The sequence below is a fragment of the Nocardia harenae NBRC 108248 genome (assembly GCF_001612885.1).
Taxonomy (GTDB): Bacteria; Actinomycetota; Actinomycetes; order Mycobacteriales; family Mycobacteriaceae; genus Nocardia; species Nocardia harenae.
In genome coordinates, this window is the sequence record NZ_BDBH01000011.1 from 239,245 (window position 1) to 265,390 (window position 26,146).

The window sequence follows — 26,146 nt, forward strand, 5'->3', positions numbered from 1 at the left end:
CCGTCGACTCGCGGCAGCAACGGACCGAACGCGGGCAGAGTTCAGCCGAGCAGCGGGTCCAGCCGGGCGCGGACCGCCGCGGACGGGTCGTCGGCCCGCTCCGCGGCACGGCACAGCTCGGCGGCGAATCGATCGCGCGGGACGCCGGAGCGCTCGGCGCACCGGTCGAGGAGATACTCGGCTTGGCGCGGCGTGAGCGCGTAGACCAGCATGATGACCGCGGCGGCGCGATCGTCCGCGGGCGGGCCGGAGGTACCGGGGAGAACCGAGTCGGCGGCGGCGGTTTCGGGGGCGGGCAGAAGTAGCACATCGCCGAAGATGCCCGCTGGCGAATCGGGTAAACGCCGTCCGGTGTGCCCGGGCGGCGGAGTGGTGTGCCGCCGTCGACATCTACCCGAACCCACAGCGGCTCCACCCGGACCAACCGGATGGAGCCGCCTGTCCCCCGGACCTATCGCCGGGCCTGTCCGCCCTACTTCGTCGCCGGCGGAACCGGCGCGGGCGCGTTGATGGTGGAGAAGTACTGGATAGCCGCGCCGATGATGACGGGCGCGGTGACCAGGATCTGCCCGGCGAGCGTGCCGAGCGCCCCGACGGCCAGGATCCCGCCGATGCAGCCGATGGCCGCGGCCGGGATGAACGGGCCGAAGAGCCCGACGATGGTCGCCGAGGCGACGGTGGCGCCCGCGATGCCGCCGAGCACGCAGCCCGCGGCACCGCCGACGAGCCCGCCGACCAGCGTGCCGATGGTGGCACCCGCGCTGATGGTGCTGGTCATACGCGACCAGGCGGCGACCTCACGGTCGTACTCGTTCTTGAACGGCGCCTTGTCCTCGTAGGGCAGGGCGACCGGCTTGTAGACGGCCTGCGCGACGTCGAGCTGCGGGGTCAGGGTCGCGGTGCGGCCGGCGATCTGGGCCGCGATCGGGAACTCGAAGTCGTCGATGCGGAAGCTCAGCGGCGTCCCGGCGATGAGGTCGCCGTTCGGGGCCTTGATCTTCAGCGCGGCGTCCTCGACGACGAGGGAGCCCTCGTCGATGCTGATGATGCTCTGGGTATCGGTGGCGTGCGCGGTGAAATCGACGGTGCCGTCACCGGCCGGAGCCGCGCCGGCGGTGCCGGACGCGATTCCGCATGCGGCGACCAGGCCCGCGGCCACCGCGACGATCTTCCTCATCCTGATGTTTCCTCTCGGTTTTCGGTGCACCCGGCAGCCCGGTCGGGCTCCGGGTAGTCAGAGGTCGAGGACGAGAGGGCCCTGGCAGGCGCGGGAGACGCACAGCATCATGGTCTTCCCGGCCGCCTGTTCGTCCTCGGTGAGCAGTGAATCACGGTGCTCGATCGCACCGGTGAGCACTGTTGTCTCGCAGGTGCCGCAGGTGCCCTCGCGGCAGGAGGTGATCACCGGGACGCCCGCTGCCTCGAGCACGTCGGCGATGGATGTGCCCGGCGGCACGGCGAAGGTCTGGCCGGTGCTCGCCAGCCGGACCTCGAACGCCGTGTCGGCCCCCTCGGCCACCGGCTTCGGCGCGAAGCGCTCGACGTGCACCGGCATGCCGCGCTCGGTGCCCGCGGCGACGGTCGCGGCGAGCAGCGGCTCCGGGCCGCAGCAGTAGACGGTGGCGCGGGGGTGGCGGTCAAGCAGCTCGGTGATGGGGAGCAGGCCGTGCTCGTCCTGCGGCAGCAGGTTCACCGCGGCCGGGTGGCGCTCGGCCAGTTCTCCGGCGAAGGCCATGTGGGCGCGGCTGCGGCCGCCGTAGTAGAGCTGCCAGGGGGCGGCGGCGGTGGTGGTCATGGCCAGGATGGGGGTGATGCCGATGCCGCCCGCCACGAACAGGTACTCCTCGGCCTCGACCAGCTCGAAGTTGTTGCGCGGCTGCGAGACCTGGAGCAGGGAGCCCTCGAGGGCGGTGCGGCGCAGGTGGTCGGAGCCGCCGCGGCCGCCTGGTTCGTGCAGGATGGCGATGCGCCAGCCGCCGAGGTCGCCGGGGTCGCCGCAGAGCGAGTACTGCCTGACCCCGGTGGGGCCCGCCGCGACGTCGATGTGGGCACCCGGACGCCAGCGCGGCAGCGGCGCGCCGGAGGCGTCGGCCAGGTCGAGCGCGAAGACGCCCGCCGCCTCGTCCCGGCGGGCGCGCACCCGTACCGTGATGTCGTTCATCTGGTCTCCTCACCGGACGGTGTGATGCGGTAACCGTCACCGCAAACCGACCGCGCCGCAGGGCGCGAACGGGCAGATGATTCGGTCGATCGAGAACGCCTATCGCCCCGACACGCCCGGGACTCGCCGACCGAGACTGGCGCCATGACCAACGTCGCGGATTTGGTGGAACGGACCACGCAGTTCATCAACGAGCAGGTCGTCCCGGTGGAGCGCGAGGTCGTCGTCGACGGTCGGGTGATGGACGACGCGCTGCGGCTGGAGCTGCAGAAGCGGGCCAAGGAGGCCGGGGTGTTCGGCCCGCTCTCCGATCCCCGCTACGGCGGGCTCGGGCTGAAGACCGCGGAGCAGGCGCAGGTGCTGGAGGCCGCGGGCGCGAGCCTGCTCGGCCCGCTCGCGCTGAACGCCTGGGCGCCCGACGACGGCAATATCCACCTGCTCGCGCACGTCGCGAACTCCGAGCAGCAGCGGCGCTACCTCGCCCCGCTGGCCTCCGGCGAGGTGCGCTCGGCGATCGCCATGACCGAGCCGGCGCCGGGGGCCGGCTCGGACCCCGGCATGCTCCAGACCTACGCCAGGGCGACCGGCGACGGCTGGGTGATCAACGGCGCCAAGCACTTCTGCACCGGCGCGCAGGGCGCGGCCTTCGTGATCTGTGTGGCGAACACCGACGAGGGCGCCACCATGTTCCTGGTCGATGCCGACAATCCGGGGTTCACGGTGGGGCGGCGCATGCCGACCATGGATTACACCAGCGCGCCGGGCGGGCACTGCGAGGTGCTGTTCGAGGAGTGCGCGGTGCCCGATTCGGCGGTGCTCGGCACGGTCGGCCACGGGCTGCCGCTGGCGCAGGTGCGGCTGGCGCCCTCGCGGCTGGTCTTCGCCATGAACTGGCTGGGGCTGGCGGTGCGCGGGCACCACCTGGCGCTGCGGCACATCAACGCCAGGACCTCGTTCGGCGCGCCGATCGCCGAGCACGGGATGGCGCAGGCGCTGGTCGCGGACAGCGAGATGGACATCGTCGCGGCGCGCGGGGTGATCCGCACGGCGGCCGAGACCATCGACGCGCATGGCCCGACCGCCTCGCAGTCCAGGCACGAGGCCTCGATCGCGAAGACCTTCGTCTCCGAGGCGGTGTGGCGGGTGCTCGACCGCGCGGTGCAGCTGCACGGCGGGCTCGGCGTCTGCGAGGACCACCTGGTCGCCCGGTTCCTGATCGAGGCGCGGGCGTTCCGGATCTACGAGGGCCCGTCCGAGGTGCTCCGCACCTCCATCGCCCGCCGCGCCCTGCGCGCGCACCGCTGAAAGGGAACCACCATGACCACGCGTGAACTCACCGGCTTCGCGGCGGGCTACCCGGAGCTGGATCCGGAGCACGTCGACTACGAGTACCTGCGCTCGACCTCGCACACCCTGATCCCCTTCGGCACGCACGTCGGCACCGAGATCACCGAGATCGGCCCGGAGCGGGCGGTGGTGGAGATCCCGGCGGGCGGCCCGACCACCAACCACATGGGCACCGTGCACGCGGGGGCGCTCTTCACCGCCGCCGACATCGCGGGCGCCGCGGCTTTCGTCGGGGCGGCGGCGAGCAGGCTCTACCGGGTGCAGCGGCTGGTGCTGCGGGGTGCGAGCGTGCGGTACAAGCGCCCGGCCGCGGGACGGATCCGCGCGGTCGCCTCGGTCGAGCCGGAGGCGGTGGCGGGCGTGCTCGCCTCCACCGTGGGCGAGCGGTTCGAGATCGTGATCCCGGCGGCGCTGCTGGACGACGCCGATGTGCTGGTCGCCGAGTTCAGCTTCGACTACGTCTGCGACACCAACCCCGGGGAGGACGAGCGATGACCACCGCGCTGCCCAAGTTCACCGAGCTGGAGTCCGCGACGGTCGCGACGGCGGACGGGGTCACCTTCACCGTGCGCTTCCTGCCCGCCGACCAGCCCGGCGCACCCGTGGTGCTGATCCTGCCCGCCATGGCCATGAAGGCCAAGCACTACCTGGCGCTCGCCGCGAGCCTGCACGCCGAGGGGCTCGCGGTCGCCACCACCGACCTGCGCGCGCACGGCGAGGCCACCCCGGCGCTCGGCGAGCACCGCGACTTCGGCTACCGGGAGATGATCGAGACCGACCTTCCCGCCATCGTGGCCGCGGTCGGCGAGCGCTTCCCGGGGGCACCGCTGTACCTGTTCGGGCACAGCCTGGGCGGGCAGCTCGCGCTGCTCTTCGCGAGCGCGGAGCCGGAGCGGGTGGCCGGGGTCGGGATCATCGGCACCGGCACCGTGTTCTGGTACGCGTTCGGGGTGCGGCGCTGGTGGGAGGCGCTGAGCCAGATCCAGTACATCGGCTGGGTTGCCCGGCGGACCGGGCAGTGGCCGGGCGGGGTCCTCATCCCGGCACCCATGCCGGGCGGGGTCATGCGGGACTGGTCCATGCACTCGCTCACCAGCTTCTACCGGCCCAAGGGCTCTGCGCGGCGGTACAACTCGCTGCTGCGGCGGCTGGCCAAGCCGGTGCTGGTGATCTCGCTCGACGAGGATGTGCTCGGGCCGAAGTCGAATGTGGACTTCCTGGTCGGGCGGATGCCGAGCGCGCGGGTCACCCGCTGGCACGTGGACGCGGATTCGGGTGTCGCCCATCGTGATCACTTCAGCTGGGTGAAGGATGCGCCGGTGCTGGCGGCCCGGATCGCCGCCTGGGCGCGGGGCGCGCGGTAGCCGCTCAGCCGGTGAACAGCGGGAGCAGCCGCTCGCCGACGCGCCGGGCGGTCCCGCAGACATCCTCGCCAGGTGGCGGGGTGGTGCCGGGTACCGTGCGCGCCCACAGCAGGACCGGGCCCGCGGGGAGATCGGCCACGTAGTAGCAGCGTTCGGCGCGCTCCGGGTCTGCGCGATCGGCCGTCTCGACCACCGCGCGGCCCGCGAGCGTCGCGGGGCCGACCGGCCGGTAGTCGACGGAGTAGCGCGGGCCGGTGCCGAACTCCTCGATGCTCGGGGGGCCGACGTACACGGCGAGATCGCGGGTGCCGGTGCTGTCACGCCAGATGCAGCCCGCCCAGCCGGTGAACTCGACGCCGAAGGTGCCGCGCTGATACGGCGGCACGGTCAGCCCCGCGTCGGCGAGCACGCCGTCCGGAACCGCGCAGGGATCCTGCCGGACGACCGCCCGGTCGACCGGCGGAGTATCGGTGCCGGTATCCGCACACGCCGTGCCGCCGAGCAGGGCGGTGCCGAGCAGCAGCGCCCCCACCGCGCGCCTCATACGAGCCCCGATCGCGACGTCGGGTACTCGTCGAGGTCATCGGGCCAATCACTGGGGCCGACGACTCCCGGCTCGGGACCGCGGCGCAGACTTCTGTCGGTTTCGGCCACGTCGTCCCGACCCCACTTCCATTCGTACGACGGAGACAGCTTCAGCTCGGTGACCTCCGTGGGCACGGGCGATGCCGCCCATTCGATATCGGGCCAGCGCGCCGTTCCCTCCTGGACGCGCGCGGCGTAGCCGTGCAGCGCCTCGGACGCGGACGGCATCGCCGCCAGTGCGCGCAGGAGTTCCTCGGTGACCACGGTCGGCTCGCGCCACAGCTCCTGCGGGTCAGTGCTGTCGACCTGTGCGATCGTCGTCCGCATATCGGCCACCGAGGCGAAGACGCGACGAGCGGCCGCGGCCACGCCGGGATTTAGATTCGGATCGGCGAGGGAATCACCGATGCTCACGCGTTCTCCCAGGGTTGGCGACCACTACCGACTTCGAACGCCGTGGTGGGCCGGTTCACCGTGTCCTCCGTCTGCGCGATTTTCTGGGCGTCGTCGATCAGCGCGGCCGCGGCGGTCGCGTCGTCCATCCGGCTGGTGATGGGCTCCAGCTTCCGCTCGACCCATTCCTTCCCCTTGCCCACCGGATTACTGACGAACTCCAGCAACTCCCGCACCCGATCACGCATCTCCTCGATCCTGCGGACTATATCGGTAACCAGGTCGACCACCTCCCAGATTTTCCGCGCCAGGTCGAGAATCTCCAGTGCGGTGCCGATCCCGGGAATCTTCTTGACCAGTTGCTTGAAGACCTGTTTCGCATTGCGGAAGTCGATGAACGAGGCGATGAAGTCGCGCAGCTTCTCGCACGCGCTCCGCACGCCGTCCCGGATCGCGTCGGCGATCTCCGTCAGGCAATCCGAGATCACTCGGCCGACCGGCCCCTCCCACCGCAGCGCCGTGCTCTGGCCGCGGGCAAACTCCTCGAAGGCGACGGCCGCACGGCCGTCCCAGCGCGGCCCGACCTGCCGCACGGCGGAGTCGAGGTTGTCGCCGCACTGTTCGAGCGAATTGCCCGCCAGCTTGTAGCACTCCCCGATGCGCCGCAGTTCATTCCAGTTGGCGCTGATCGGGGACAGTACCGTCTCCAGAATATTGATCTCGCGGCCTGCCATTCTGGTGACGCTCTTGACCGCTTCGTTGACATCCCCGACCGCACCGGTGGTCTCGGCGATCAGATCGGCGAGCTCGGGCGGAGCCGCCCCCGGCGGATCGAGTGCGATGGAGTGGGGCAGGGAGTAGTTCGCCGCACCGGAGAAGGCGGCGACGATCCCCAGGTTCTCCCGGTCCGGATCGGCTGCGACCGGTGTGCCGTCGAATATGTTCGTGGTCGCCCGATTCAGTGCCTCGTAGTTCTGCTGTTCCCTATTCACGTACATCCAGGCCGCCCGGTTGAGTTCGTCGGCGGTATTCGCGGTGTGCATACCGATGCTCTGGAAGCGGTCCCGGAAGAGCGCCGCGGTGTCCTGGAAGGGGCCCTTCAGGGGATCGAGGATGGCTCCGCCGAACCCTTCGGGGCGGACCGGGCAGTGTTGCAGCGTGAAGGCGGCGATGCCGGTGACGTCCTGCGCGATGGTCCGCACCGCGTTGCCGGCGCCTGCCACCTCCTCGGGCGCCGCCCTGAACAGCTCTGTCATCGCGGGGGCGATCCTTTCTCTTCCGTCAGGTGCAGCGAGCCGAGAATCCGCTCGACCTCGGACTCCGCCGCCGATTGCGCCAGCCCCCTTCGATGCTCGACCAGGAGAATCGCGATCTCCGCGGTAGCGGGCGCGCGCGTCGCCAGGACGTCGAAATGAGCGGTGCCGGAGGCGCACGGGCCGGGATCCGGGATCTTCGTTACCACCGCGGTGTACCGGACCGCGAGCCCGCTCCGCTCCGGACCGTCATCTGGATCGGACCGCGCAGTTCGACCTCGGGTTGCGCACCGGCGTCGTCGGCGAAGATCCGTCCCGCCGAGGCGGCCACGGTGCGCGCCGCGTCCTCGAGCGTGGTGCCGTTCCGGCCGGTTACACCGACCTGTGCGAGCACGTCCGAGTCCGACTCGCGGCAGTAACCGTAGCCGTAGTCGCTCGCCGAGCCGATGCCGAGGATCAACCCGTCCCGGTCGGTCCAGCCGGCGACCATTGTGGACGATGCCCGCCACCCGGCGGTGGCCGACGGAACGACGTAGCTCAATCCGTAGCGGGTCGGCACCGGTTGGTCGGTGCCGGCCGGGACGACCGGCTTCGGCGGGGCTGTCTCGATGACGGGAAACTCGGGGGGTGGCGGCACCGGCGGTGCCGTGGACGGGGGCGGCGGCGCGGTCCAGGCGGCGGTGACCTCGGCGCCCGGAACGAGATGGGCGATCGGATTTCCGACCCGGCCGATTACGAATATGAACGCGGCGGCCACGACCAGCAACCCGACTATCCGGCCGAGCGGGGCCAGGAAGCCGAACCGATGGGCGTGGTCGAAGAAGTTTCGCATCGTCTTCTTGGACGCACGCACGGCCCGGATGGTTCCCTGCCGATCACCCTCGCACGCACCGGCAGACATTCGCACGATCGGCAACGACTATCGCCGCCACCTGCGGCGACGGCGGCGCAGAGACTGGCGGCACAGTGCGGAGGGAGTACCGGTGGCACGGTTGCGAATCGAGAAGGTGTCGAAGGCGTTCGGCGCGTCGGTGGCGGTGCGCGAGGTCGAGCTGGATATCGCGGACGGCGAGTTCATGGTGCTGCTCGGGCCGAGCGGCTGCGGCAAGTCGACGCTGCTGCGCATGGTGGCGGGGCTCGAGGAGCCCGGTTCCGGGCGGATCCTGCTGGATGACCGCGACATCACGCACCAGGCGCCGCAGCGCCGCGACCTGGCCATGGTGTTCCAGAGCTACGCGCTCTACCCGCACCTCACGGTGGCGAAGAACATCGGCTTCCCGCTGCGTGCCCGGCGCGCCCCGCGCGCGGCGATCGCGAAGCGGGTGGCGGAGGTGGCGGCGGTGCTCGGCCTCGGCGAGCTGCTGGAGCGCAAGCCGGCCAATCTCTCCGGCGGGCAGCGGCAGCGGGTGGCGCTGGCGCGCGCCATGGTGCGCGATCCCGGCGCCTTCCTGATGGACGAGCCGCTCTCCAACCTGGACGCCAAGCTGCGCTCGGCGACGAGGGCGGAGCTCATCACGCTGCACCGGACGCTGCGCACCACCTTCCTGTACGTCACGCACGACCAGGTCGAGGCGATGACCATGGCGGATCGGATCGCGCTGCTCAACGACGGGCGGGTGGAGCAGGTCGGCACCCCGGCCGAGCTGTACGACCGGCCGCGCTCGACCTTCGTCGCCGGCTTCCTCGGCGCGCCGCCGATGAACCTCTTCCCGGCCACCGTGACCCCGCGCGACGGGCGGCTGCACCTGGTCGCGGGCGGCGTCGACATCGTGCTGCCGCAGCGGGCGGGCGAGCTGACCGAGCCGCTCGCGGTGACCGCGGGCATCCGCCCGGAGCGGCTGCGCCCCGACCCGGCAGGCGCGATCACCGGCCGCGTGCAGATGGTGGAGAACCTGGGCAGCGAGGAGCTGCTGCATCTCGACACCGGCGAGCACACCCTCGGCGTGCGGGTGCCGCGCCCCGCCGGGGTGGCCGCCGGCGATCTGCTCGGCGTCCGCGCCGACCCGGCCGACCTGCACCTCTTCGACGCCGAGAGCGGGCTGCGGCTGCGCTGGCGCGAACCGGAGCCCGGCGCCCCGATCGACCGCGACGCCCGCGTCGCGGTCGCCTGATCCGATCAGGCCACACGATGAGGAGAACACAGTGAAACGCACCGTGCCCGTACTGGGCCTGGTGTTCGCGGCGGTCCTCGCGCTCAGCGCGTGCGGCGGCCTCGGCCCGACCGCGTCCGACGGGGACGCGCAGACCTCGCAGATCCCGGAGCTGGCTCCGGACCAGAAGGTCTCGATCGTCTTCGAGTCCTACAACTACGGCCTCGCGGGCGCGTGGACCGACACCTTCGACAAGCTGCTCGGCGAGTTCCGCGCCACGCACCCGAATATCGAGGTCACGGCGCAGAAGCCGCAGGGCAACAGCCCCAACCCGGCCACCGACACGATCTCCAGCATCCAGAACCAGATGGTGGCGGGCACCCCGCCGGACGTCGCCCAGCTCGGCTTCAGCGATCTGGACTTCACCATCAACCAGCTCGGCGCCAAGCCGCTGGATTCGCTGGTCGGCGCGGACGCCGTCGCCGCCAACTTCGACGGCAGCAAGCACCCCTACGCCCCGCGCGCCCGCACCCTCGCGGACTGGGACGGCCACACCTACGGCGTGCCGTTCGTCTTCTCCACCCCGGTGCTCTACTACAACGCCTCGCTCTTCACCGAGGCCGGGCTCGACCCGGCGAGGCCCCCCGCCACCTGGGACGAGGTGAACACCGCCGCGGCCGCGATCGCCAAGACCGGCAAGGGCGGCATCTACATCGACTGCCTGACCAAGACCGCCAAGGACTGGTGCTTCCAATCGCTGGTGCGCTCCAACGGCGGCCGGGTGATCTCGGAGGACCGGCGCAACCTGACCTTCGCCGAGCCCCCCGCCGTGGAGGTGGCGGCGCTCGGGCAGCGGCTGGTGGAGTCGGGCAGCATGCCCCGGCTGCAGCAGAAGCAGGGGTACGAGGCGTTCGGCCGCGGTGAGATCGGCATGATCCTGGAGACCAGCGCGGTGCAGGGCACCTTCGTCTCCGGCGCCAAGGACAAGTGGGATCTGCGCGCGGCGCCCATGCCCGCCTTCGCGGGCAAGCCGGTGGTTCCGACGAATTCCGGTGCGTCGCTGCACATCCTGTCGAACGACCCGGCGAAGCAGCGGGCCTCGTGGGAGCTGATCAAGTTCCTGACCAGCGAGGGCGCCTACACCACCATCTCGCAGGGCATCGGCTACCTGCCGCTGCGCACCGGGCTGATGAACGATCCGGCGGGGCTGCAGGGCTGGGCCGCGAAGAACCCGCTGCTGGCGCCGAACGTGGCCCAGCTGGCGAGCATGGAGCCCTGGATCTCCATGCCGGGCAACAACTACCTGCAGATCCGGGACGGCATGATGGACGCGGTCGAGGCCGTCGTCTTCCAGAACAAGGACCCCAGGTCCACGCTGGGCGCGGCGCGTGATCAGGGCGCCCAGCTGATGCCGCAGCAGTGACCGGCCATCCGTAACCGACCAACGAATCGAGCCGCGCGTCCCGATCGGGGGCGCGCGGCTCCGGAGGGGGCTCCATGTCCGAGGTGACCATCGTCCAGCTCACCGACACCCACATCCGCGCCACCGGTGAACGCGTGCACGGCACCGTCGACACCTTCGCCAACCTCACGCACGTGCTGCACCAGCTGCGCGCCTCGCACCGCGAGATCGGCGCCATCGTCTTCTCCGGCGATCTCGCCGACGACGGCTCGCCGGAGGCGTACCGGCGGCTGCGCGACGCGGTCGAGCCGGTCGCCGCCGAGCTCGGCGCGCGCGTGCTCTACACGCCGGGCAACCACGACGAGCGCGCCGCCTTCGGCGCCGAGCTGCTCGGTGCCGCCGACGCCGCGACCGACCAGGTCGCCGAGGTGGCCGGGCTGCGGATCGTGCTGCTGGACAGCAGCGTTCCCGGGCTGCACCACGGCGAGCTGACCGACGAGCAGCTGGACCGGCTGCGCGAGACGCTGCGCGAACCCGCCCCGCACGGCACCCTGCTCGTGCTGCACCACCCGCCCATCCCCTCGGCGCTGCCGGTCTCGCAGCTGCTGCGGCTGCGGCAGCCGGAGCGGCTGGCCGAGGTGCTGCGCGGCACCGACGTCCGGCTGATCGTCTGCGGGCACAGCCACCTGACCGCCGCGTCGGCGCTGGCCGGGATCCCGGTGTGGGTCGGCCCCGCGACCTCGTTCCGGCAGGATTCCTTCGCGCCGGTGGGCAGGCAGCGCGGGTACGCGGCCTTCGGGTACAGCCGGATCGACGTGGTCGGCGACTCGCTGGTGGCGACCGCGGTGGAGGCGACGCCGGTGCAGGTGCTCTACGAGCGGGACGAGCAGGCGACGCTGGATCAGCTCGCCGCGCTGGCGGCGGAGGCGCGGTAGCCGTGTTCGTGCTCGACGCGCCCGGCGAGACGGCCGCACCCGCCGCACCCACGGCCACCGACAAGTCCGCCGCCCGGCTCCGGCGGCTCGGGCGCGGCCTCGTCCCCTACCTGTACCTGGCGCCCGCGCTGGTGCTGCTGGTGGTGTGGACGTACCGGCCGCTGGTACAGGCGTTCGAGCTCTCCACGTACTCGTGGAACCTGCTGCCGACCCAGCCGATGAAGCCGGTCGGCACCGGCAACTACGAACGGCTGCTGGAACTTCCGGCCTTCTGGGACTCGCTCGGCCGCACCGGCGTGCTGATCCTCGGCCTGCTGCCCTTCACCGTGCTGCTCCCGCTGCTCGTCGCGCTGGCCGGGCGGCGGGTGCACGGCCGGGCCCGGACCCTGTACCACGCCTTCGTCTTCGCGCCGTTCCTGGTGGCGCCGGTGGCCGCCGCCGCGGTGTGGCGCTGGCTCCTGCACCCGGGCGGCGGCTTCGTCGGCCAACTGCTCGGCAGCGACCGCAACTGGGTGTACGACGTGGAGACCGCGCACACGGTGATCATCGTGATCACCGGCTGGCAGCTGCTCGGCTTCGCGGTGCTGGTGATCTGGGCCGGACTGGCCGGGATCAGCAGCGACTACGACGAGGCGGCCCGGGTGGACGGCGCAAGCCCCGGCCAGATCCGGCGCTGGATCACGCTGCCGCTGCTCTCCCCCACCCTCATGTTCATGGTGCTCACCACGGTGCTGCTCAGCCCGGCGCTGACCTTCCCGCTCATCGACTCGATGACCCAGGGCGGGCCGTCGCAGGCGACGACGAATATCTACTACCTGCTGTGGGACTACGCCTTCCACAGCTTCGACGCCGGGCTCAGCGCCGCGGCCGGGGTGCTGCTCTTCCTCGGCTTCGGCGTGCTCGCCGGCGCCCTGGTCTGGATCTCGGAAAAGGTTGCCTTCCATGACGATTGACCGGTTGCGCGCGCTCGGCAGCCACCTGCTGCTCGGCGCCACCGCGCTGATCGCGGTCTTCCCCATCTACTGGCTCTTCGCGACCTCGCTGCGCAGACCCGAGGACGTGACGTCGCTGACGCCGTTCCCGTGGCCGCTCTCGATCGCCAACTACACCGACGCCGCGCGCAAGGTGGACGTGCTCGGGCTGATCGGCAACACCTTCTTCGTGGCGGCCTTCTCCGCGGCCGGGCAGCTGCTGGTGGCGCTGCTCGCCTCGTACGCCTTCGCGCTGTACACGTTTCCCCTCCAGCGCGTGCTCTACCTGGCGTTCGTCGGCACCTGGCTGGTTCCGTTCCAGGTGACCATGCTGCCCAACTATGTGCTGCTCACCCAGCTGGGGCTGATCAACACGCTGATCGGGGTGGCGCTGCCGACGCTCTGCTCGGCGCTCGCGGTGCTGCTGCTGCGCCAGCACATGGCGAGCTTCCCCAAGGAGCTGGTGGCGGCGGCCCGGATCGACGGCCGCTCCTCCTGGTCCATCCTGTGGACCGTGGTGGTGCCGAACCTGCGCCCCGCGCTGGCCGCGCTCGGCATCCTGCTCTTCATCAATGCCTGGAACGAGTACTTCTGGCCCGCGGTGGTACTGCGGCAGTCGAACAGCGTGCTGCAGCTGGGGCTGCGCAGCTTCATGGGCACCGAGGGCGACCAGTGGGGGCCGATGATGGCGCTCGCCGGGCTCGCCTGCCTGCCGGTGCTGATCATGTACCTGCTGCTGCAGCGGCACATCGTGAACGCCTTCGTGCGCTCCGGGCTGAAGTAGCGCGCGGGTACGCTGTACGCATGGCGCTTCCCCTGGAAGAACGACAGGAATTCCTCGCCCAGCCGCACATCGGGGCGCTCGCCGTCGCCGGTGCGCCCGGCCGGGCCCCGCTGAACGTCCCGATCTGGTACCAGTACACCCCCGGCGGCGAGCTCTGGGTGCTCACCGGGACCACCTCCAAGAAGCTGGAGCTGCTGCGCGCGGCGCAGCGCTTCAGCCTCATGGCGCAGGTGCTGGAGCCGACCATCCGGTACGTCACCGCGGAGGGGCCGGTCACCCGGATCGAGCCGGGTGACGCGCTGGTGCGCGAGATGGCGGCGCGGTACCTGCCCGCCGAGAAGCTGGAGGGGTACCTGGAGTACGCGCGGTCGCACGGCGAGCAGGTGGCCGTTTATATGCGGCCGGAGCAGTGGCTCTCGGCCGATCTGGGGTCGGTCTAGGGCCGCGCCGCGGCCCGCAGCCGGGCGGCCAGCTCCTCGGCGCGGGCCGCGAGCTCCGGGGGTTCGAGCACCTGGAAGGCGTGGCCGAGGACGGTGACGTGCATCAGGACGACGTCGAGATTATCGGCGCCGCTGTGGATTTCGCAGGTGGCGGCGTCGATCTCGACGACCATGGCGGCGGAGGCGGAGACTTGCGTGCGGACCGTCGCGGCGGGAGCGTGCACCAGGAAGCGGGCCTGGTGGCGGTAGACACCGCTGGCGACGCCGCGCTGGACGAAGGCGGCGGCGTCGGGGGCGTCGGGGCGCGGGCGGTAACGCCAGGTGCGGGCGGCAACCTCGGTCATGCGGTCGACGCGGAAGCTGCGCCAGCCGGCCCGGTCCAGGTCGTAGGCGAGCAGGTACCAGCGGCGGTCCGAGGCGACGAGGCGGTACGGCTCGACGCGGCGGCGGTGCACGGCGTCCCCGGAGGGGTAGCCGAATCCGGCCTCCACCTCGTCGCGGCAGGCCCTGGCGAGCGTCATGAGCACCTCGGAGCCGACCGGGGTGCGGCCGCCGCCGAACGACTCGACCGCGGCGGAGAGCGCGCGCACCTCGCTCCGCAACCGGACCGGGAGCACCCGGTCGAGCTTGCTGAGCGCGCGCAGCGCGGCGTCACCGGTGCCGGTCACCGCGGCGCCCGCGCCCGCGAGCAGCGCGACGGCGGTGGCGATGGCCTCCTCGTCGTCGAAGAGCAGCGGCGGCAGCTCCCGGCCCGGCTCGAGCTGATAGCCGCCGCCGATGCCGTGCTCGGCGCGCACCGGGTAGCCGATGCCGCGCAGCCGCTCGACGTCGCGGCGCACCGTGCGCGGGGTGACGCCCAGCCGGTCGGCCAGCTCGTCGCCGGTCCAGACCCGGCGCTGCTGGAGCAGCCCGAGCAGGGTGAGCACCCGCTCGGTCGTGCCGCGCGCTTCCTCGTCCGCCACACCCATAGCGTTCCGAGACTAGCGGACCGATCCTGTCCGCGAGTGGTGTGAGGGTGGAGCCATGACACCGACACTCGACTGGAACCGCGCGCTGCGCGAGCAGTGGGAGGACCACTGGAACCATCAGGTGCGCGCCCGGCTGGCGGGCCTCACCGACGACGAGTACACCTGGTCACCGGTGCCGAACGCCTGGAACGTCCGGCCGCGGGGCACGGCGGAGCAGCAGTTCGGCACCGGCGAGCACCTGATCGACTTCGCCTTCCCGACCCCCGAGCCCGAGCCCTTCACCACCATCGCCTGGCGGCTCGGGCATGTGATCGTCGGCGTGCTCGCCATGCGCAATGCCGCGCACTTCGGCGGGCCCGCGGCCTCGTACCAGAGCTGGGCCTACGCCGGGACCGCGAAAGCGGCCCTTGGACAGCTGGATACCGAGCTCGATGCCTGGCTGACCGGGGTGCGCGGGCTGGACGAGGCCGCGCTCGCCACGCCGGTCGGCGGGAAGGAGCCGGGGCACCAGGACGCGCCGATGGCCGACCTGGTGCTGCACATCCACCGCGAGCTGATCCACCATCTCTCCGAGGTCTGCCTGCTGCGCGACCTCTACCTGCACACCCATCGAGGAGCCACCGCATGAGCCGGACCGTTCAGATCACCGTCGACGCGCACGATCCGCGCGGGCTCTCGCTTTTCTGGCGGGATGTACTCGGCTACGTCATTCCCGGCCCGCCCGGGGTCGAGCTCGCCGACGGCGCCGACCCGCTCGCCGCCTGGGACGAGTTCCTGGCGAAGCTGGGCGTGCCCGAGGAGCAGCGCAACAGCAACTCCGCGGTGGAGGACCCGGAGGGCGCGGGCCCCCGGGTCTTCTTCCAGCGGGTGCCCGAGGACAAGGTGGCCAAGAACCGCGTGCACCTCGACGTGCGCGCCGCGCCCGGGCTGGACGGCGACGAGCGGATGGCGGCGCTGGAGGCCGAGTGCGACCGCCTCGTCGCGCTCGGCGCCACCCGGCTGCGTCGCTCCGAGCCGGCCCCGCCGATGAGCATGGGCTTCATCGTCATGGCCGATCCGGAGGGCAACGAGTTCTGCCTGGACTGACGCCTACGCCTCCAGCGGGATGGGGACGAAGTCGGCGCAGCCCGCGGGCAGCCGGACGCCGGCGGTGCGCAGCTGGGCGACCCGGGTGAGGTACGCGGCGCCGAGCAGGAGCTGGTCCGCGATCTCGGCGGCCTGCCGGTTCGGCAGCGCCGCCAGGTGGGTGCCTGCGACCCAGGTGTTGAAGGCGCCCATGGCGGGGCCGCACCACACCTGGTAGTCGGCGACCCGGTCGGCCTCGCCGCGGATGCTCCAGCCCGAGGAGAGCCCCAGGTACCAGCGGAAGACCAGGGCCATCCGGCGCTTGGGGTGCTCTGCGGCGCCTGCCAGCTGGGCCGGGTCGCGCTCGGTGAAGAAGCGCACGCACTCGTCCCACACCTGCTCGACCGGGCGCTTGAACAGCGTCCGCTCCAGCTCCGCGCGGAGTTCGGCGGGCAGTGCCTCCAGCCCGTCGTAGGCGCGGTAGGTGTCGTAGAGCTTCTGCGCGCGGCCGGCGAACATTGTGCCGCGGCGCAGCACCTGCACCTGCACGCCGAGCTCGAACATGTCGGCCGACGGCGCCATGACGCAGTCCGCGAACTGCGCGCCCGCCAGCAGCTGCTTGGTGGCGGCGCACTGCGCGGCCTCCACCGTCGCCTGGTTCACCGAGCCGGTGACGATGTAGGCGGCGCCGAGCGCGAAGGCTGCCGCGGCCGCAGCCGGGGTGCCGATGCCGCCCGCCGCGCCGACGCGCACCGCTGCGGCGCCGGGGACGGTGCGGGCGATGCGGTCGCGCGCGGCGATGATCTCCGGCAGCAGCACCACCAGCGGGCGCCGGTCGGTGTGGCCGCCGGAGTCGGCCTCGGCGGTGATGTCGTCGGCCATCGGCACCCGCTCGGCGAGCCGGGCCTGCTCCGCGGTGATGTCACCGGCCTCGACCAGCCGGTTCAGCAGCGCGGCCGGGGCCGGGCGCAGGAAGTGCTCGGCCACCTCGACCCGGGAGACCTTGGCGATCAGCCGGTGCCCGATCACGATCCGGCCCTGCGGGTCGGTGCGCAGCCCGGCCGCGCGGTACCGCACCACCTCGGTGGTGAGGCCCATGAAGGCCGACGCCTCCACGCAGCGCACCCCGTGCCGCAGGCAGGCGTCCACGATGGCCCGCTCCAGCGCGGGCTCGGACGGGCTGTGGATCAGGTTGCAGGCGTAGGGCCGCTCGCCGAGCTCGGCGCGCAGCCCGGCCAGCGCGGCGTCCACCCGGTCCGGGGTGACGCCCGCCGCGCCGTAGGAGCCCAGGTACCCGGCCCCGGACAGCGCCGTGACCAGCGCGGGCGCGGCGATGCCGTTCGCCATGGCGCCCGCCATGTAGGCGCCGCGCAACCCGTGCGCGGCGCGGAACCGGCTGTCGCCCAGCCGGTCCGGGGTGAGCGGGCCGACCGCAGCGAGCACCTGCGCGCCCGCGGTGGCGGCCCGGTCGGCGGTGAGCCCGACCCGGCCGTCCCGCCGCAGCACCCAGACCGGGCTGCCGACGTCGCGGAGCAGGGCGGTGATCTCGGCCGGGGTCTCGGCCACCGGCCGGTGCAGCGTGGTCACGACCGGCCCTCCCGCTCGCCGAGCTCGACGGCCAGGTCTACGAGCTCGTAGATCCGCAGCCCCGGCTTCCAGAGCGAGCCGTCCACGATCGCGATCACGCCGTGCTCGCCGTGCCGGATCTCCTTGATGTGTGCCTCCAGTTCGACGGTGCCGTCGGTCGGCAGGAACTGGCCGCGGTAGCGCCAGCTGAAGGCGATGTCGGCGGGGATCCGGAAGGTGGGGTCGGCGAGGCCGTCGGCGTAGCCGGCGTCCAGCATCCATTCCTGCACGGCGTGGATCACCGACTCGACGCCGAGCGAGCCGGGGATCACCGGGTCCAGGTGGAAGTGCCGCTCGAAATACCAGTCGGCGGGGTCGATCTCGCGCAGCGAGTGCAAGTAGCCCGCCTCGTACTTGCCGCCGCCGTCGACCACCTGGACGCGGTCGATGAGCGCGAGGGTGCGCCTGGCGCAGAGCCGGGCGGCCGGGTCGGCGCGGCGGGCCGCCACGTCGATGGTCCTGAGTTCGGCGCCGGGGTGCTCGGCCAGCCAGGTCGGGGCCGGGCGGCCCGCGTCCAGGCCGGTCTGGTTGGCGAGCGCCTGGTCGCTGAAGTAGCCGAACATGGTCTCGCCCCGGTAGAACGGCTCGCCCTCGGTGCTCAGGGTGTAGTCGAAGGTCTGCAGCGAGGAGCCGGGCAGGATGGTGGTGGAGAGCAGCCGGGACTCCTGCCGGATCGTGCGGTCCCGCAGGTCGATCCGGCGCAGCACGGTGGCGGTGCCGCCGAGGTTGCGCAGGCTCAGGGTGGTGCCGGGCTGGGTCAGCGTGGGGCCCGCGTAGTAGCCCATGAGCAGCGCTGCTTGCAGCGAGGTCTCCATGTACACGAAGTGCGGCATGGATTCGTTGGCGGTGTCGCCGTAGTACCAGGAGTCGGCGGGCGAGTCGTACTCGGTGGTGTACGAGGCCTTGTCCAACTGCCCGCGGGCGCCGTCGAAGTCGAGCACCCGGTCGACCAGGAGCAGGCCGCCGGTGGGGAGCCGGGTGGCGCGGACGCCGGTGTACTCGGCGAACTCCGGGCCCATCGCGATCGCCTGGTCGCCGCGGGCCAGGTGGGTCATGTGGAATTCGCTGAGCAGCAGGGTTTCGTCGGCCTGGCCGGGGCCGACCGGCGCGCCGGTGGGCTCGGTGGCGGTGACCTCGACCGAGAGCGGCGCGGCGCCGTCGATGTGCGCCTCGGCGGTGAGGTGCGGGCGCGGTACCAGGTCGATGGCGGTGACGCGCAGCTCGATGGCACCGGACCGCGGGCCGGGGGCGCCCGCCGGGCCGGAGGAGACCAGGGTGGCGCCGGTCAGGCTCAATGCCAGGCCCGCGTACAGGGCGAAGACCTCGGCGGCCTGGGTGGCGGCGGTGCCCGGGTCGCCCTCGTAGGTGGCGGTGAGGCGGCCGCGGCCGCCCGCGCCGAAGAGTTGGATGGAATCGACCTCGGTGAGGACGAGGGGGTGCTGGGCGGCGAGCTTGGCCGCGGGGCGGATGCCCGCGCGGTGGTGGGCTCGGCCGAAGACGGCCGCGATGTCGCCGTCGGCGAGCTGCCGGAGGGCGGGCTCGTCGAGGTGGGTTCGGGTGCTGCGGGCTTGGGGTTTGAAGGCCCATTCCGGGGCGTGCGCCGGGGTTCCGGGGCTCGCGATCTCCGCCGGTGCCGGGTGTCCGGTGTCGCTTACTGGCGGGCCGGAGAGGGCCGGGAGTGTGAGGCCGGCGCGCTCCCAGAGGGCGCGCTGGATCGCGTACTGCGCCGCGAGGGCGGCGCGATGCGCCTCCGCAACGCCCGCGCGGAGCTGCCCGAGCGGGTTGGGTGTGCTTGTCGTTGGCACCGCGTGAGTCGCCCCCACCGGCTCCGCCGGGGCGACCGCGCCGGGCGCCGGGCCAGGGGCGGCCGGGACCGCCTCCGGCTCCGCGGCGGCCGGCTCCCGCACCGCGTCCGGGTCGAACGCGATGCCGTCGAACTCCAGGGTCGTCATGCCATCCACCGCCTCACCGAGGTTCGGAACTTCTCCGTCAGGTCGGGCGTCGTGACCACCACGACGTCCGAGAACCGCTGCAGCACCGCGCCGTCGGCCGCGACCGCGGTGGCGTCGACGCGGGCGTCGAAGCGACCGGCGCGGCCATTGCCGACGACCAGCGTGAACGGCTCGCCGACCGGCAGCGGCCGGTGGTACTCCACCCGCCCGATGCCGAGCGGAAGGCAGGCCGTGCCGAGCAGCCGGTGCCCGAGCACCGGCGGGCCCTGCAGCATCAGGTCCGCGCGGACCGGATCGTGCAGCCTGCTCGCGTAGGCCCCGCCCGCGACCGGGGCGGCGTCCAGCGCGCATTCGAAGACCAGGCTGTCCCCGGTGTCGGCGACCACCCGGCGCAGCCCCTGCAGCGCGGGGGCGTGGAACTGGATGGCCTCGCGGTAGATGTCGAGCGGGCTCGCGGGCCCTTCGGGCACGGTGCGGACCGGCGCGTCCGCGGGCGCGGCGGCCAGTTCCAGCGTCGCCCGGAAGTGCGCGACCGCGCCGTCGCGCACCGTCACCCGCACCGGGAGCACGCCGCCGGTCTCGGCGCCCGGCTCCAGTTCGAGTTCCATCGCCTCGACCGGGTGGTCGAAGATCAGCCCCTTGAGGACCTGGAAGTCCCTGGCGCCGATCACGGTGCGGCCGGGCAGGGCCCGCTCCGCGGCGTGCGCCATGGCGCCGAGCCCGAAGGTGGCGGGCAGCACCACGTGCTCCCCCACCCGGTGCGCCTCGATGACCGGCTCGTCGGTGAGCCCGATCAGGGTGCGGCGCAGCCGGACCGGCGCGACCGGCACCGGAGCCGGTCCGGAGAGCGATTCCGCCGGGCCGACGAGGACGACGGTGTCCGCTTCGCGCTCGGCGGTGAACTGCTCGGTGAAGGCGGCCGCCCCGGTCTCCGGCGGCAGCAGCTCGACGCCGAGCGCGTGGAAGTGCTCGCGCAGCGCCGGCGTCACCATGCCGCCGTCCCAGGCGCCCCAGTCGATGGCGGTGGCGTGCCGGTCCGGGTGCGCCCGGCGCCAGGCCACCGCGAAGCGGGAGAGCGCCTCGTTGGCGGCGGCGTAGTCGGCCTGGCCGGTATTGCCGTAGAGCCCGGCCACCGAGGTGAACAGGATCAGGTGCTTCGGCTCCGGCACCGCGGCCAGCAGCGCCGCCAGCCCGGCGAGTTTCGGATCGAGCACGCGGGCAATGGATTCCGCGGTCTTGTCCGGGAGCCTGGAGTCGGCGAGCACGCCCGCGCCGTGCACGATGCCGGTGATCCGCCCGGCCCATGGCGCGAGCGCCGTGCGGACCGCGTCGGCGTCGGTGGCGTCGACCGCCACGTAGTCGGCGCGGCCGGCCAGCGCGTCGAGGGTCTCCCCGATTTCCCTGGCGGCCTTGATCCCGGAGAGGGTGCGCGCGATGTCGCGCGGCTTGGCCCCGGTGCCCGCCAGCGCGCGGACCGCGGCCTGCTGCAGGTCGGCGTCGGCGACGCCCGCCGCCCACTCCGGCTGCGGCGCCGGTTCGGTCCGGCCGAGCAGCACGAACCGGACCGGAACCCGCTCGGCCAGCGCCCGGACGCAGGTGGCGGTGACGCCGCGGGCGCCGCCGGAGACGACGAGCAGGTCGTCGGCGGTCAGCGTGACCCCCGGCTGCTCGGCCAGCGGCCGGATTCCGGTGACCGTGCGGGCCGGGCCGTAACCGCCTGGCACCAGGGTGGACCTGGCGCCGTCGGCGGTCACGCCGACCTCGACGACATCGCGGGCGGCGTCGTCCAGCTCGGTGAGCACCAGCTCGGCGCAGCGCTCCGGGGTGGCCGCCGGGTCGATGTCGACAGCCCGGCAGAACAGGTCGGGGCGCTCGGCGGCGAGCGTCTTCATGATGCCGCCGACGCCGCCGAGCAGGGCGCGCTCGGGGTCGTCTGCGGTGCGGAAGCCGAGCCCGCCGTCCAGCCGGATCAGGGTCGCGACGGTGACGCGGCCGTGCTCCGCCGACATGGCCGGGGTGATCCGGCCCGCGGTCAGGATGGTGTCGGTCAGCAGGCGTCCCGCGTCCGCCCGCTCGGCGCCGGTGCCGAGCAGGATCAGGCACAGGTCGGGCTGCTCCCCCTGGTCGGGGAGGCCCGCGGCCGTGCGCACCGACCAGCCGCGCGCGGTGAGCGCGGAGGTCAGCGCGGCGGCCTCGCCGCTGCCCGCCGGGTCGACGAGCAGGGCCACCGGGTTGTCCCGGTAGGCGCCGATCGCGAGGTCGGCGGCGGGCAGGGTGATCAGTTCGACGGCATGCCGCGGCGCGCGCGCCGCGGCATCAGCTTTTGGGTGGACATCACCGCCGGTGCCGAACTCGGCCACGATCTGGTCGAGGGTGCGCAGGGTGCCCAGTTGTTCCGGGCCGAGGTTGGGTAGGTCCGGGAACCGTTCCTGGAGGGCGCCGATCACCTGGACCCGCTTGATGGAGTCGACGCCGAGGTCGGCCTCCAGGTCCATACCGGTGTCGACCATCTCGACCGGGTAGCCGGTCTTCTCCGCGACGACCTCGCGCAGGGCCTGGCGCAGTTCTTCCGCGTTGCCGCCCGGCGCGGCGGGGGTCTCCGCCGGGGTCTCGGCGGCGGTCTCGGTCGCGCTCTCGGTCTCGGTCTCGCCGAGGAGGTCGGCGATCTGGTCGAGGGTGCGCAGGGTGCCGAGTTGTTCGGGGCCGAGGTTCGGGAGGGTCGGGAAGCGTTCCTGGAGGGCGCCGATGACCTGGACCCGCTTGATGGAGTCGACGCCGAGGTCGGCCTCCAGGTCCATGCCGGTGTCGACCATCTCGACCGGGTAGCCGGTCTTCTCCGCGACGACCTCGCGCAGGGCCTGCAGGAGATCGTCCCTGGCCGCGCCGGACGGTGCCGGTACCGGCGCGGAGGCGGCTGCCGTAGCCACGGCAGCGGGGTTTTCGGCCGCGGCCGAATTCAACGCCGGATCGGTGGTCGACGCCGGGGCGGACGCAGGGGCCGAGCTCGACGGCCGGGCGGCCGACGGTGCCGATTCCGGCGCGACTGTGGCTGCCGTAGCTACGGCAGCCGGATTTTCGGCCGGGACCGGCACCGAGGTGGGGGCCGGCGCAACTGCCGGGGCGGCACCGGTCGCGGGGGCGGCACCAGTCGCGGGGCCGGCGGAGAGGGCTTCGGGCGCACCGTTGGTGTACCCCGAAGCGAGCGCTTCGGGGCGGTGCTGCGGCACGGCGGACGGCTGGTAGGCCGGGACCGGGCGCGCGGCGGCGGGGCGGGCGAAGCCGGCCTCGAGGTCGGCGAGCTGGGCCAGGACGTCGGAGGCGCGGGTGTGGCTGGCGGCGATGGCGACGCCGTGGTCCTTGACCGCCTCGATGGCGCGCACCGTCGACTCGGTCAGCACGCCCGCGTCGAGCGCGCCGACCAGGGCGCGGGCCATGTCGAGCTGGCCGTCGAGGAACTGGTGGTGGGATCGGAGGTGCTGGGTCAGCGCGCTTTCCAGTGCGCCGTCCTGCTGGGTCGAGTACACGGAGGTCTCCGTCGGGTCGGGGGCGTACCTGGTCGGCGCCGGAACCGGGGCGGGTGCGGCGGCCGTGGCCACGGCGGTGGCAGTGCGGGCGGGCACACCGTGCCCGGTGGAATCGGGCCGGGTGGGTGCGCCGGAGCCGTTCCCGGCCGCGGTGGCGGCGCCGGGCCCGCTCGCGGTGGCACCGTTACCGGCACCACCCGCCGCACCGGCACCGTTTCCGATATCCGCACCGTGCGCGGCCGCACCGGCGTCTGCGCTGTTCGAGCCGGCACCATTGCCCGCGGTGTTCGCGGCGACACCGGCACCATTGCCCGCACCACCGGTCGCGGCACCGTTACCGGCACCGCCGTTCGCGGCACCGGCCCCATTGCCGCCACCGCTCTTCGCGGCACCGGCCCCATTGCCGTGCACCGCACCGTTCCCGTTCGGAACGGCACCGTCGAGCTGCACCCGGTACCCGTCCGCGAGCGCGGCGGCGTACGCCGCCTTCCGCGTCTCCGGCACGTACTCGGGCGCCGAGATGGTCACCGTCATGGGCCTGCTCGGCGTTTGCGGCTCCAGCACCGGCGCCGCGTGCCGGTTGATGCCGGCGAGCCCGAAGCCGAGCACGGCCAGCCGGACGGCGGCGCGGGACAGCGCGAGGTCGCTGTTGCCGATCGGCCCGGAGTCCGCGGCGACGGCGATCACGTCGTCGCCGAGCGTGCGCCGCACCAGCGAGGTCAGCACCTGCTTGGGGCCGAACTCGACGAAGACGGTACAGCCGGACTCGCGCAGCGCGGTGAGCGCGGCGACGAACTCGACCGGCTTGCCGAGCTGCCCGGTGAGCACCGCGCGGTTGGCGGCGGCGTCGGCGCCGTAGGTCGCGCCCGCGCTGTTGGCGTGCACCGGCGCGTCCGGCTCGCCGATCTCCACCTCGGCCAGCGTGGCGGCGAAGGAGTCGACCGCGTGCGCCACGTACGGGGTGTGGAACGCGCCGGAGACCGGCAGCGCCCTGGTGGCGACCCCGCGCTCGGCGCAGACCGCGACCGCGGCGGCGACGGCGTCCGGCCCGCCGCCGATCACGACCTGGTCGGGGGCATTGTGGTTGCAGATCCAGACGTCGTCGATGCCGTCCACGATCTCCCGCGCCACCTCGACGGTCGCGTTCAGCGCCACCATCGTGCCCGCCTCGACCCCGTCGCGCGGCGTCATCGCCACGCCGCGGGCCCTGGCCAGGGCGTGGAAGGCGGGGCCGCTCAGCGCCCCGGCGGCCCAGAGCGCGGTGAGCTCGCCGAAGCTGTGCCCGAGGTAGCCGTCGGCGCGGAACCCGCGCTCGCGCAGCGCCGCGAACTGCCCGGCGGCGAGCGCGCCGATGGCGGGCTGGGCGAACTCGGTCTGCCGCAGCGCCCGCTCCTGCGCGGCCGCGGTCTCCTCGTCGAAGGCGGGCGGCGGGAACACCACGGACGAGAGCCGCCGCGGCGCACCGGCGAAGGCCTCGTTGGCGGCGTCGAAGGCGGCGCCGACGGCGGGGTGCGCGATGGCGGCGTCCGCGCCCATGTCCACGTACTGGCTGCCCTGGCCCGCGAAGAGCGCGGCCACCTTCCGGTCCGGCAGTGCGGAGGCGCGGTAGTAGACGCCCTCGGGGTGCTCCCAGGAGCTGGCCGACGGGTTGCGCACCAGCTCGTCGACGGCGAGCCCGCGCAGGTGCTCGGCGTTCTCGTCGTCCAGCGAGACGAAACCGATGCGCGGGTGCGCCTCCGGGATCTCGCCGCCGTCGATCGGCTCGGTGCCGCGCACGGCGTCGATCAGCCCGGCGACGTCGGCCGCGTGCCAGAGGTGTGCCCGCGCGGTGCGGTGCAGCACGCTCGGGCGCTCGGCGTCGGCCTCCTCCAGCACCACATGGAAGTTGGTGCCGCCGAAGCCGAAGGCCGAGGCGGCGGCGCGGCGGACCGGGCGCTCGGGGTCGCGGATCCACGGCCGGGTGCGGGAGTTCACGTAGTACGGCGCGTCGTCCGGGGCGATCTCGGTGTTCGGCGCGGTGACATTGATGGTGCCCGGCAGCACCTTCTGGTGCAGCGCGAAGGCCAGCTTCATCAGGCTGGCGGTGCCCGCCGCGCCCTTGGTGTGCCCGATCTGCGACTTCACGCTGCCGAGCGCGGCGAACCGCGGCTCGGCGGTGGCGTCGGTGAGCAGTTCCTTCAGCGCGGTCAGCTCGGTCTTGTCGCCCACCGGGGTGCCGGTGGCGTGCGCCTCGAGCAGCGCGACGGTGGCGGGCGAGACCTCGGCGTCGGCGTAGGCGCGGTCCAGCGCGACCCGCTGCCCGCCCGCGCGCGGGGCGTAGATGCTCTTGGCCCTGCCGTCGCTGGACGAGCCGAGGCCGCGCAGCACCGCGTAGACCCGGTTGCCGTCGCGGCGCGCGTCCGCCAGCCGGCGCAGCGCGAGCATGGTGATGCCCTCGCCGAGCAGGGTGCCGTCGGCGTCGCTGCCGAACGGCGCGATCCGGTCGGACTTGGAGAGCGCCCCGACCTTGGAGAAGCACAGGTAGATGAAGATGGTGTTCTCGGTGTCGACGCCGCCGGTGATCATCATGTCGGCGCGGCCGTCCTGCAGCTCGGCGACGGCGGTGCGCAGCGCGGCGAGCGAGGCGGCGCAGGCCGCGTCGACGGTGCAGTTCATGCCGCCGAGGCCGAGCCGGTTCGCGACCCGCCCCGCGGTGATGTTGGAGAGCAGCCCGGGGAACGAGTTCGCCTCCCACGGCGCGTAGGCGGCGACGAACTTGGCGGAGACCGCCTTGGCATCGGCCTCGCTCAGCCCCACCGAGCGCGCGGCCTCCTCCAGCACCGGGGTGGAGAGCCGGGCGGCCAGCGGGTGCATGAGCGGCACCGGGCCGGTGGTGCCGAGCACCACGCCGGTGCGGCTCGCGTCGTACCACGCCGAGCCGGTGGCACCGGCGTCGGCGAGCAGGTCGCGGGCGACGCCGAGGCTCAGCGTCTGCATGGTGCTCGTGACCTCGAGCTGGTTCGGCGGCAGCCCGAACTCCAGCGGGTCGAACTCGATGTCGGGCAGGAAGGCGCCGCGGCGGGAGTAGGTCTTGTCCGGCGCCGCCGGGTCGGCGTCGTGGTAGTCGTCCAGGTTCCAGCGCGACGCGGGCACCTCGGTGGTGCAGTCCACGCCGTCGATGATGTTCTGCCAGTACTCGCGGTGGTTGCGTGCCTGCGGCAGCAGCCCCGACATGCCGACGATGGCGATCGGGGTACGGGCGAGGCGACGTTCGTCCGTCACGGAAGTTCCTCTCGGACCGGGCTGG

The 26,146-nt window shown here is 73.0% G+C and carries 22 protein-coding genes; 11 read left to right on the plus strand and 11 right to left on the minus strand.

Going from position 1 to position 26,146, the window contains the following annotated elements; translation table 11 throughout:
- Positions 1–41: 41 nt before the first annotated feature.
- The 3 genes from NH2_RS22385 to NH2_RS22395 form a co-directional block, all read right to left on the minus strand.
- Positions 42–308, minus strand: a complete 267-nt coding sequence (locus NH2_RS22385) for a hypothetical protein (protein WP_067657797.1) — start codon at positions 306–308, stop codon at positions 42–44.
- Positions 309–472: 164 nt separating this feature from the next.
- A complete protein-coding gene (locus NH2_RS22390) occupies positions 473–1,177 on the minus strand; it encodes a DUF8020 domain-containing protein (RefSeq protein ID WP_439951775.1) in 705 nt (234 codons plus the stop codon).
- Positions 1,178–1,234: 57 nt separating this feature from the next.
- Complete coding sequence (locus NH2_RS22395; RefSeq protein WP_067657799.1) at positions 1,235–2,161, minus strand: PDR/VanB family oxidoreductase; 927 nt, start codon at positions 2,159–2,161, stop codon at positions 1,235–1,237.
- A 144-nt stretch (positions 2,162–2,305) separates the two neighbouring features.
- Between NH2_RS22395 and NH2_RS22400 the strand changes: the two genes are divergently transcribed.
- The 3 genes from NH2_RS22400 to NH2_RS22410 are packed head-to-tail and all read left to right on the plus strand — an operon-like array spanning position 2,306 to position 4,872.
- Positions 2,306–3,466, plus strand: coding sequence for an acyl-CoA dehydrogenase family protein (locus NH2_RS22400; protein ID WP_067657801.1), 1,161 nt, complete (start codon positions 2,306–2,308; stop codon positions 3,464–3,466).
- A 12-nt stretch (positions 3,467–3,478) separates the two neighbouring features.
- On the plus strand, positions 3,479–4,003 hold the full coding sequence (locus tag NH2_RS22405) for a YiiD C-terminal domain-containing protein (RefSeq protein WP_067657803.1): 525 nt from the start codon (positions 3,479–3,481) through the stop codon (positions 4,001–4,003).
- A complete protein-coding gene (locus NH2_RS22410) occupies positions 4,000–4,872 on the plus strand; it encodes an alpha/beta hydrolase family protein (RefSeq protein WP_067657806.1) in 873 nt (290 codons plus the stop codon). The genes NH2_RS22405 and NH2_RS22410 overlap by 4 nt, the downstream gene beginning before the upstream one ends.
- 4 nt (positions 4,873–4,876) lie before the next feature.
- Here the strand turns inward: NH2_RS22410 and NH2_RS22415 are convergent, their stop codons facing one another.
- From NH2_RS22415 to NH2_RS22435, 4 genes are all read right to left on the minus strand, one after another.
- A complete protein-coding gene (locus tag NH2_RS22415) occupies positions 4,877–5,416 on the minus strand; it encodes a DUF3558 family protein (protein WP_067657809.1) in 540 nt (179 codons plus the stop codon).
- Complete coding sequence (locus NH2_RS22420; protein ID WP_157103913.1) at positions 5,413–5,871, minus strand: hypothetical protein; 459 nt, start codon at positions 5,869–5,871, stop codon at positions 5,413–5,415. The genes NH2_RS22415 and NH2_RS22420 overlap by 4 nt, the downstream gene beginning before the upstream one ends.
- Positions 5,868–7,073, minus strand: a complete 1,206-nt coding sequence (locus NH2_RS22425; protein WP_157103914.1) for a hypothetical protein — start codon at positions 7,071–7,073, stop codon at positions 5,868–5,870. The genes NH2_RS22420 and NH2_RS22425 overlap by 4 nt, the downstream gene beginning before the upstream one ends.
- 232 nt (positions 7,074–7,305) lie before the next feature.
- The gene (locus NH2_RS22435) at positions 7,306–7,956 is read right to left on the minus strand and encodes a DUF8017 domain-containing protein (protein ID WP_157103915.1); all 651 of its coding nucleotides are present in this window, start codon (positions 7,954–7,956) and stop codon (positions 7,306–7,308) included.
- Positions 7,957–8,086: 130 nt separating this feature from the next.
- Between NH2_RS22435 and NH2_RS22440 the strand changes: the two genes are divergently transcribed.
- The 6 genes from NH2_RS22440 to NH2_RS22465 all read left to right on the plus strand — a co-directional run bounded on the left by NH2_RS22440 (position 8,087) and on the right by NH2_RS22465 (position 13,725).
- The gene (locus tag NH2_RS22440; protein ID WP_067657827.1) at positions 8,087–9,214 is read left to right on the plus strand and encodes an ABC transporter ATP-binding protein; all 1,128 of its coding nucleotides are present in this window, start codon (positions 8,087–8,089) and stop codon (positions 9,212–9,214) included.
- Between the two features lie 31 nt (positions 9,215–9,245).
- The gene (locus tag NH2_RS22445) at positions 9,246–10,616 is read left to right on the plus strand and encodes an ABC transporter substrate-binding protein (protein ID WP_067657830.1); all 1,371 of its coding nucleotides are present in this window, start codon (positions 9,246–9,248) and stop codon (positions 10,614–10,616) included.
- Positions 10,617–10,690: 74 nt separating this feature from the next.
- Positions 10,691–11,530 carry a metallophosphoesterase gene (locus tag NH2_RS22450; protein ID WP_067657840.1) on the plus strand — a complete coding sequence of 280 codons (840 nt, stop codon included), beginning with the start codon at positions 10,691–10,693 and terminating at the stop codon, positions 11,528–11,530.
- A gap of 2 nt (positions 11,531–11,532) precedes the next feature.
- The gene (locus NH2_RS22455) at positions 11,533–12,483 is read left to right on the plus strand and encodes a carbohydrate ABC transporter permease (RefSeq protein WP_067657842.1); all 951 of its coding nucleotides are present in this window, start codon (positions 11,533–11,535) and stop codon (positions 12,481–12,483) included.
- A complete protein-coding gene (locus tag NH2_RS22460; protein ID WP_067657845.1) occupies positions 12,473–13,285 on the plus strand; it encodes a carbohydrate ABC transporter permease in 813 nt (270 codons plus the stop codon). Before NH2_RS22455 ends, NH2_RS22460 begins: the two co-directional genes overlap by 11 nt.
- A gap of 20 nt (positions 13,286–13,305) precedes the next feature.
- Complete coding sequence (locus NH2_RS22465) at positions 13,306–13,725, plus strand: pyridoxamine 5'-phosphate oxidase family protein (protein WP_067657848.1); 420 nt, start codon at positions 13,306–13,308, stop codon at positions 13,723–13,725.
- Here NH2_RS22465 and NH2_RS22470 read toward each other — a convergent pair.
- Entirely contained in the window at positions 13,722–14,687 is a 966-nt protein-coding gene (locus tag NH2_RS22470; RefSeq protein ID WP_439951776.1) for a helix-turn-helix transcriptional regulator, read from the minus strand. The two genes, NH2_RS22465 and NH2_RS22470, sit on opposite strands and share 4 nt — an antisense overlap.
- Before the next feature lie 61 nt (positions 14,688–14,748).
- On the opposite strand from NH2_RS22470, the gene NH2_RS22475 reads away from it, so the two are divergent.
- Both NH2_RS22475 and NH2_RS22480 read left to right on the plus strand, forming a co-directional pair.
- The gene (locus tag NH2_RS22475) at positions 14,749–15,321 is read left to right on the plus strand and encodes a DinB family protein (protein WP_067657854.1); all 573 of its coding nucleotides are present in this window, start codon (positions 14,749–14,751) and stop codon (positions 15,319–15,321) included.
- The gene (locus tag NH2_RS22480; RefSeq protein ID WP_067657857.1) at positions 15,318–15,779 is read left to right on the plus strand and encodes a VOC family protein; all 462 of its coding nucleotides are present in this window, start codon (positions 15,318–15,320) and stop codon (positions 15,777–15,779) included. Before NH2_RS22475 ends, NH2_RS22480 begins: the two co-directional genes overlap by 4 nt.
- A 3-nt stretch (positions 15,780–15,782) precedes the next feature.
- Here the strand turns inward: NH2_RS22480 and NH2_RS22485 are convergent, their stop codons facing one another.
- From NH2_RS22485 to NH2_RS29960, 3 genes are read right to left on the minus strand one after another with little or no spacing between them, the layout of a single operon-like run.
- The gene (locus NH2_RS22485) at positions 15,783–17,345 is read right to left on the minus strand and encodes a PfaD family polyunsaturated fatty acid/polyketide biosynthesis protein (protein ID WP_067657860.1); all 1,563 of its coding nucleotides are present in this window, start codon (positions 17,343–17,345) and stop codon (positions 15,783–15,785) included.
- On the minus strand, positions 17,342–19,336 hold the full coding sequence (locus tag NH2_RS22490) for a hotdog family protein (protein WP_067657863.1): 1,995 nt from the start codon (positions 19,334–19,336) through the stop codon (positions 17,342–17,344). Before NH2_RS22490 ends, NH2_RS22485 begins: the two co-directional genes overlap by 4 nt.
- Positions 19,333–26,121 (minus strand): type I polyketide synthase, encoded by a 6,789-nt coding sequence (locus NH2_RS29960; RefSeq protein WP_067657866.1) that lies wholly within the window; start codon positions 26,119–26,121, stop codon positions 19,333–19,335. The genes NH2_RS22490 and NH2_RS29960 overlap by 4 nt, the downstream gene beginning before the upstream one ends.
- Positions 26,122–26,146 lie beyond the last annotated feature (25 nt).

Coding starts and splice junctions, on each gene's coding strand:
- NH2_RS22390 (WP_439951775.1), bottom strand. CDS start 1,177: ATGAGGAAGATCGTCGCGGTGGCCGCGGGCCTGGTCGCCGCATGCGGA.
- NH2_RS22395 (WP_067657799.1), bottom strand. CDS start 2,161: ATGAACGACATCACGGTACGGGTGCGCGCCCGCCGGGACGAGGCGGCG.
- NH2_RS22400 (WP_067657801.1), top strand. CDS start 2,306: ATGACCAACGTCGCGGATTTGGTGGAACGGACCACGCAGTTCATCAAC.
- NH2_RS22405 (WP_067657803.1), top strand. CDS start 3,479: ATGACCACGCGTGAACTCACCGGCTTCGCGGCGGGCTACCCGGAGCTG.
- NH2_RS22410 (WP_067657806.1), top strand. CDS start 4,000: ATGACCACCGCGCTGCCCAAGTTCACCGAGCTGGAGTCCGCGACGGTC.
- NH2_RS22415 (WP_067657809.1), bottom strand. CDS start 5,416: ATGAGGCGCGCGGTGGGGGCGCTGCTGCTCGGCACCGCCCTGCTCGGC.
- NH2_RS22450 (WP_067657840.1), top strand. CDS start 10,691: ATGTCCGAGGTGACCATCGTCCAGCTCACCGACACCCACATCCGCGCC.
- NH2_RS22460 (WP_067657845.1), top strand. CDS start 12,473: ATGACGATTGACCGGTTGCGCGCGCTCGGCAGCCACCTGCTGCTCGGC.
- NH2_RS22465 (WP_067657848.1), top strand. CDS start 13,306: ATGGCGCTTCCCCTGGAAGAACGACAGGAATTCCTCGCCCAGCCGCAC.
- NH2_RS22475 (WP_067657854.1), top strand. CDS start 14,749: ATGACACCGACACTCGACTGGAACCGCGCGCTGCGCGAGCAGTGGGAG.
- NH2_RS22480 (WP_067657857.1), top strand. CDS start 15,318: ATGAGCCGGACCGTTCAGATCACCGTCGACGCGCACGATCCGCGCGGG.
- NH2_RS22490 (WP_067657863.1), bottom strand. CDS start 19,336: ATGACGACCCTGGAGTTCGACGGCATCGCGTTCGACCCGGACGCGGTG.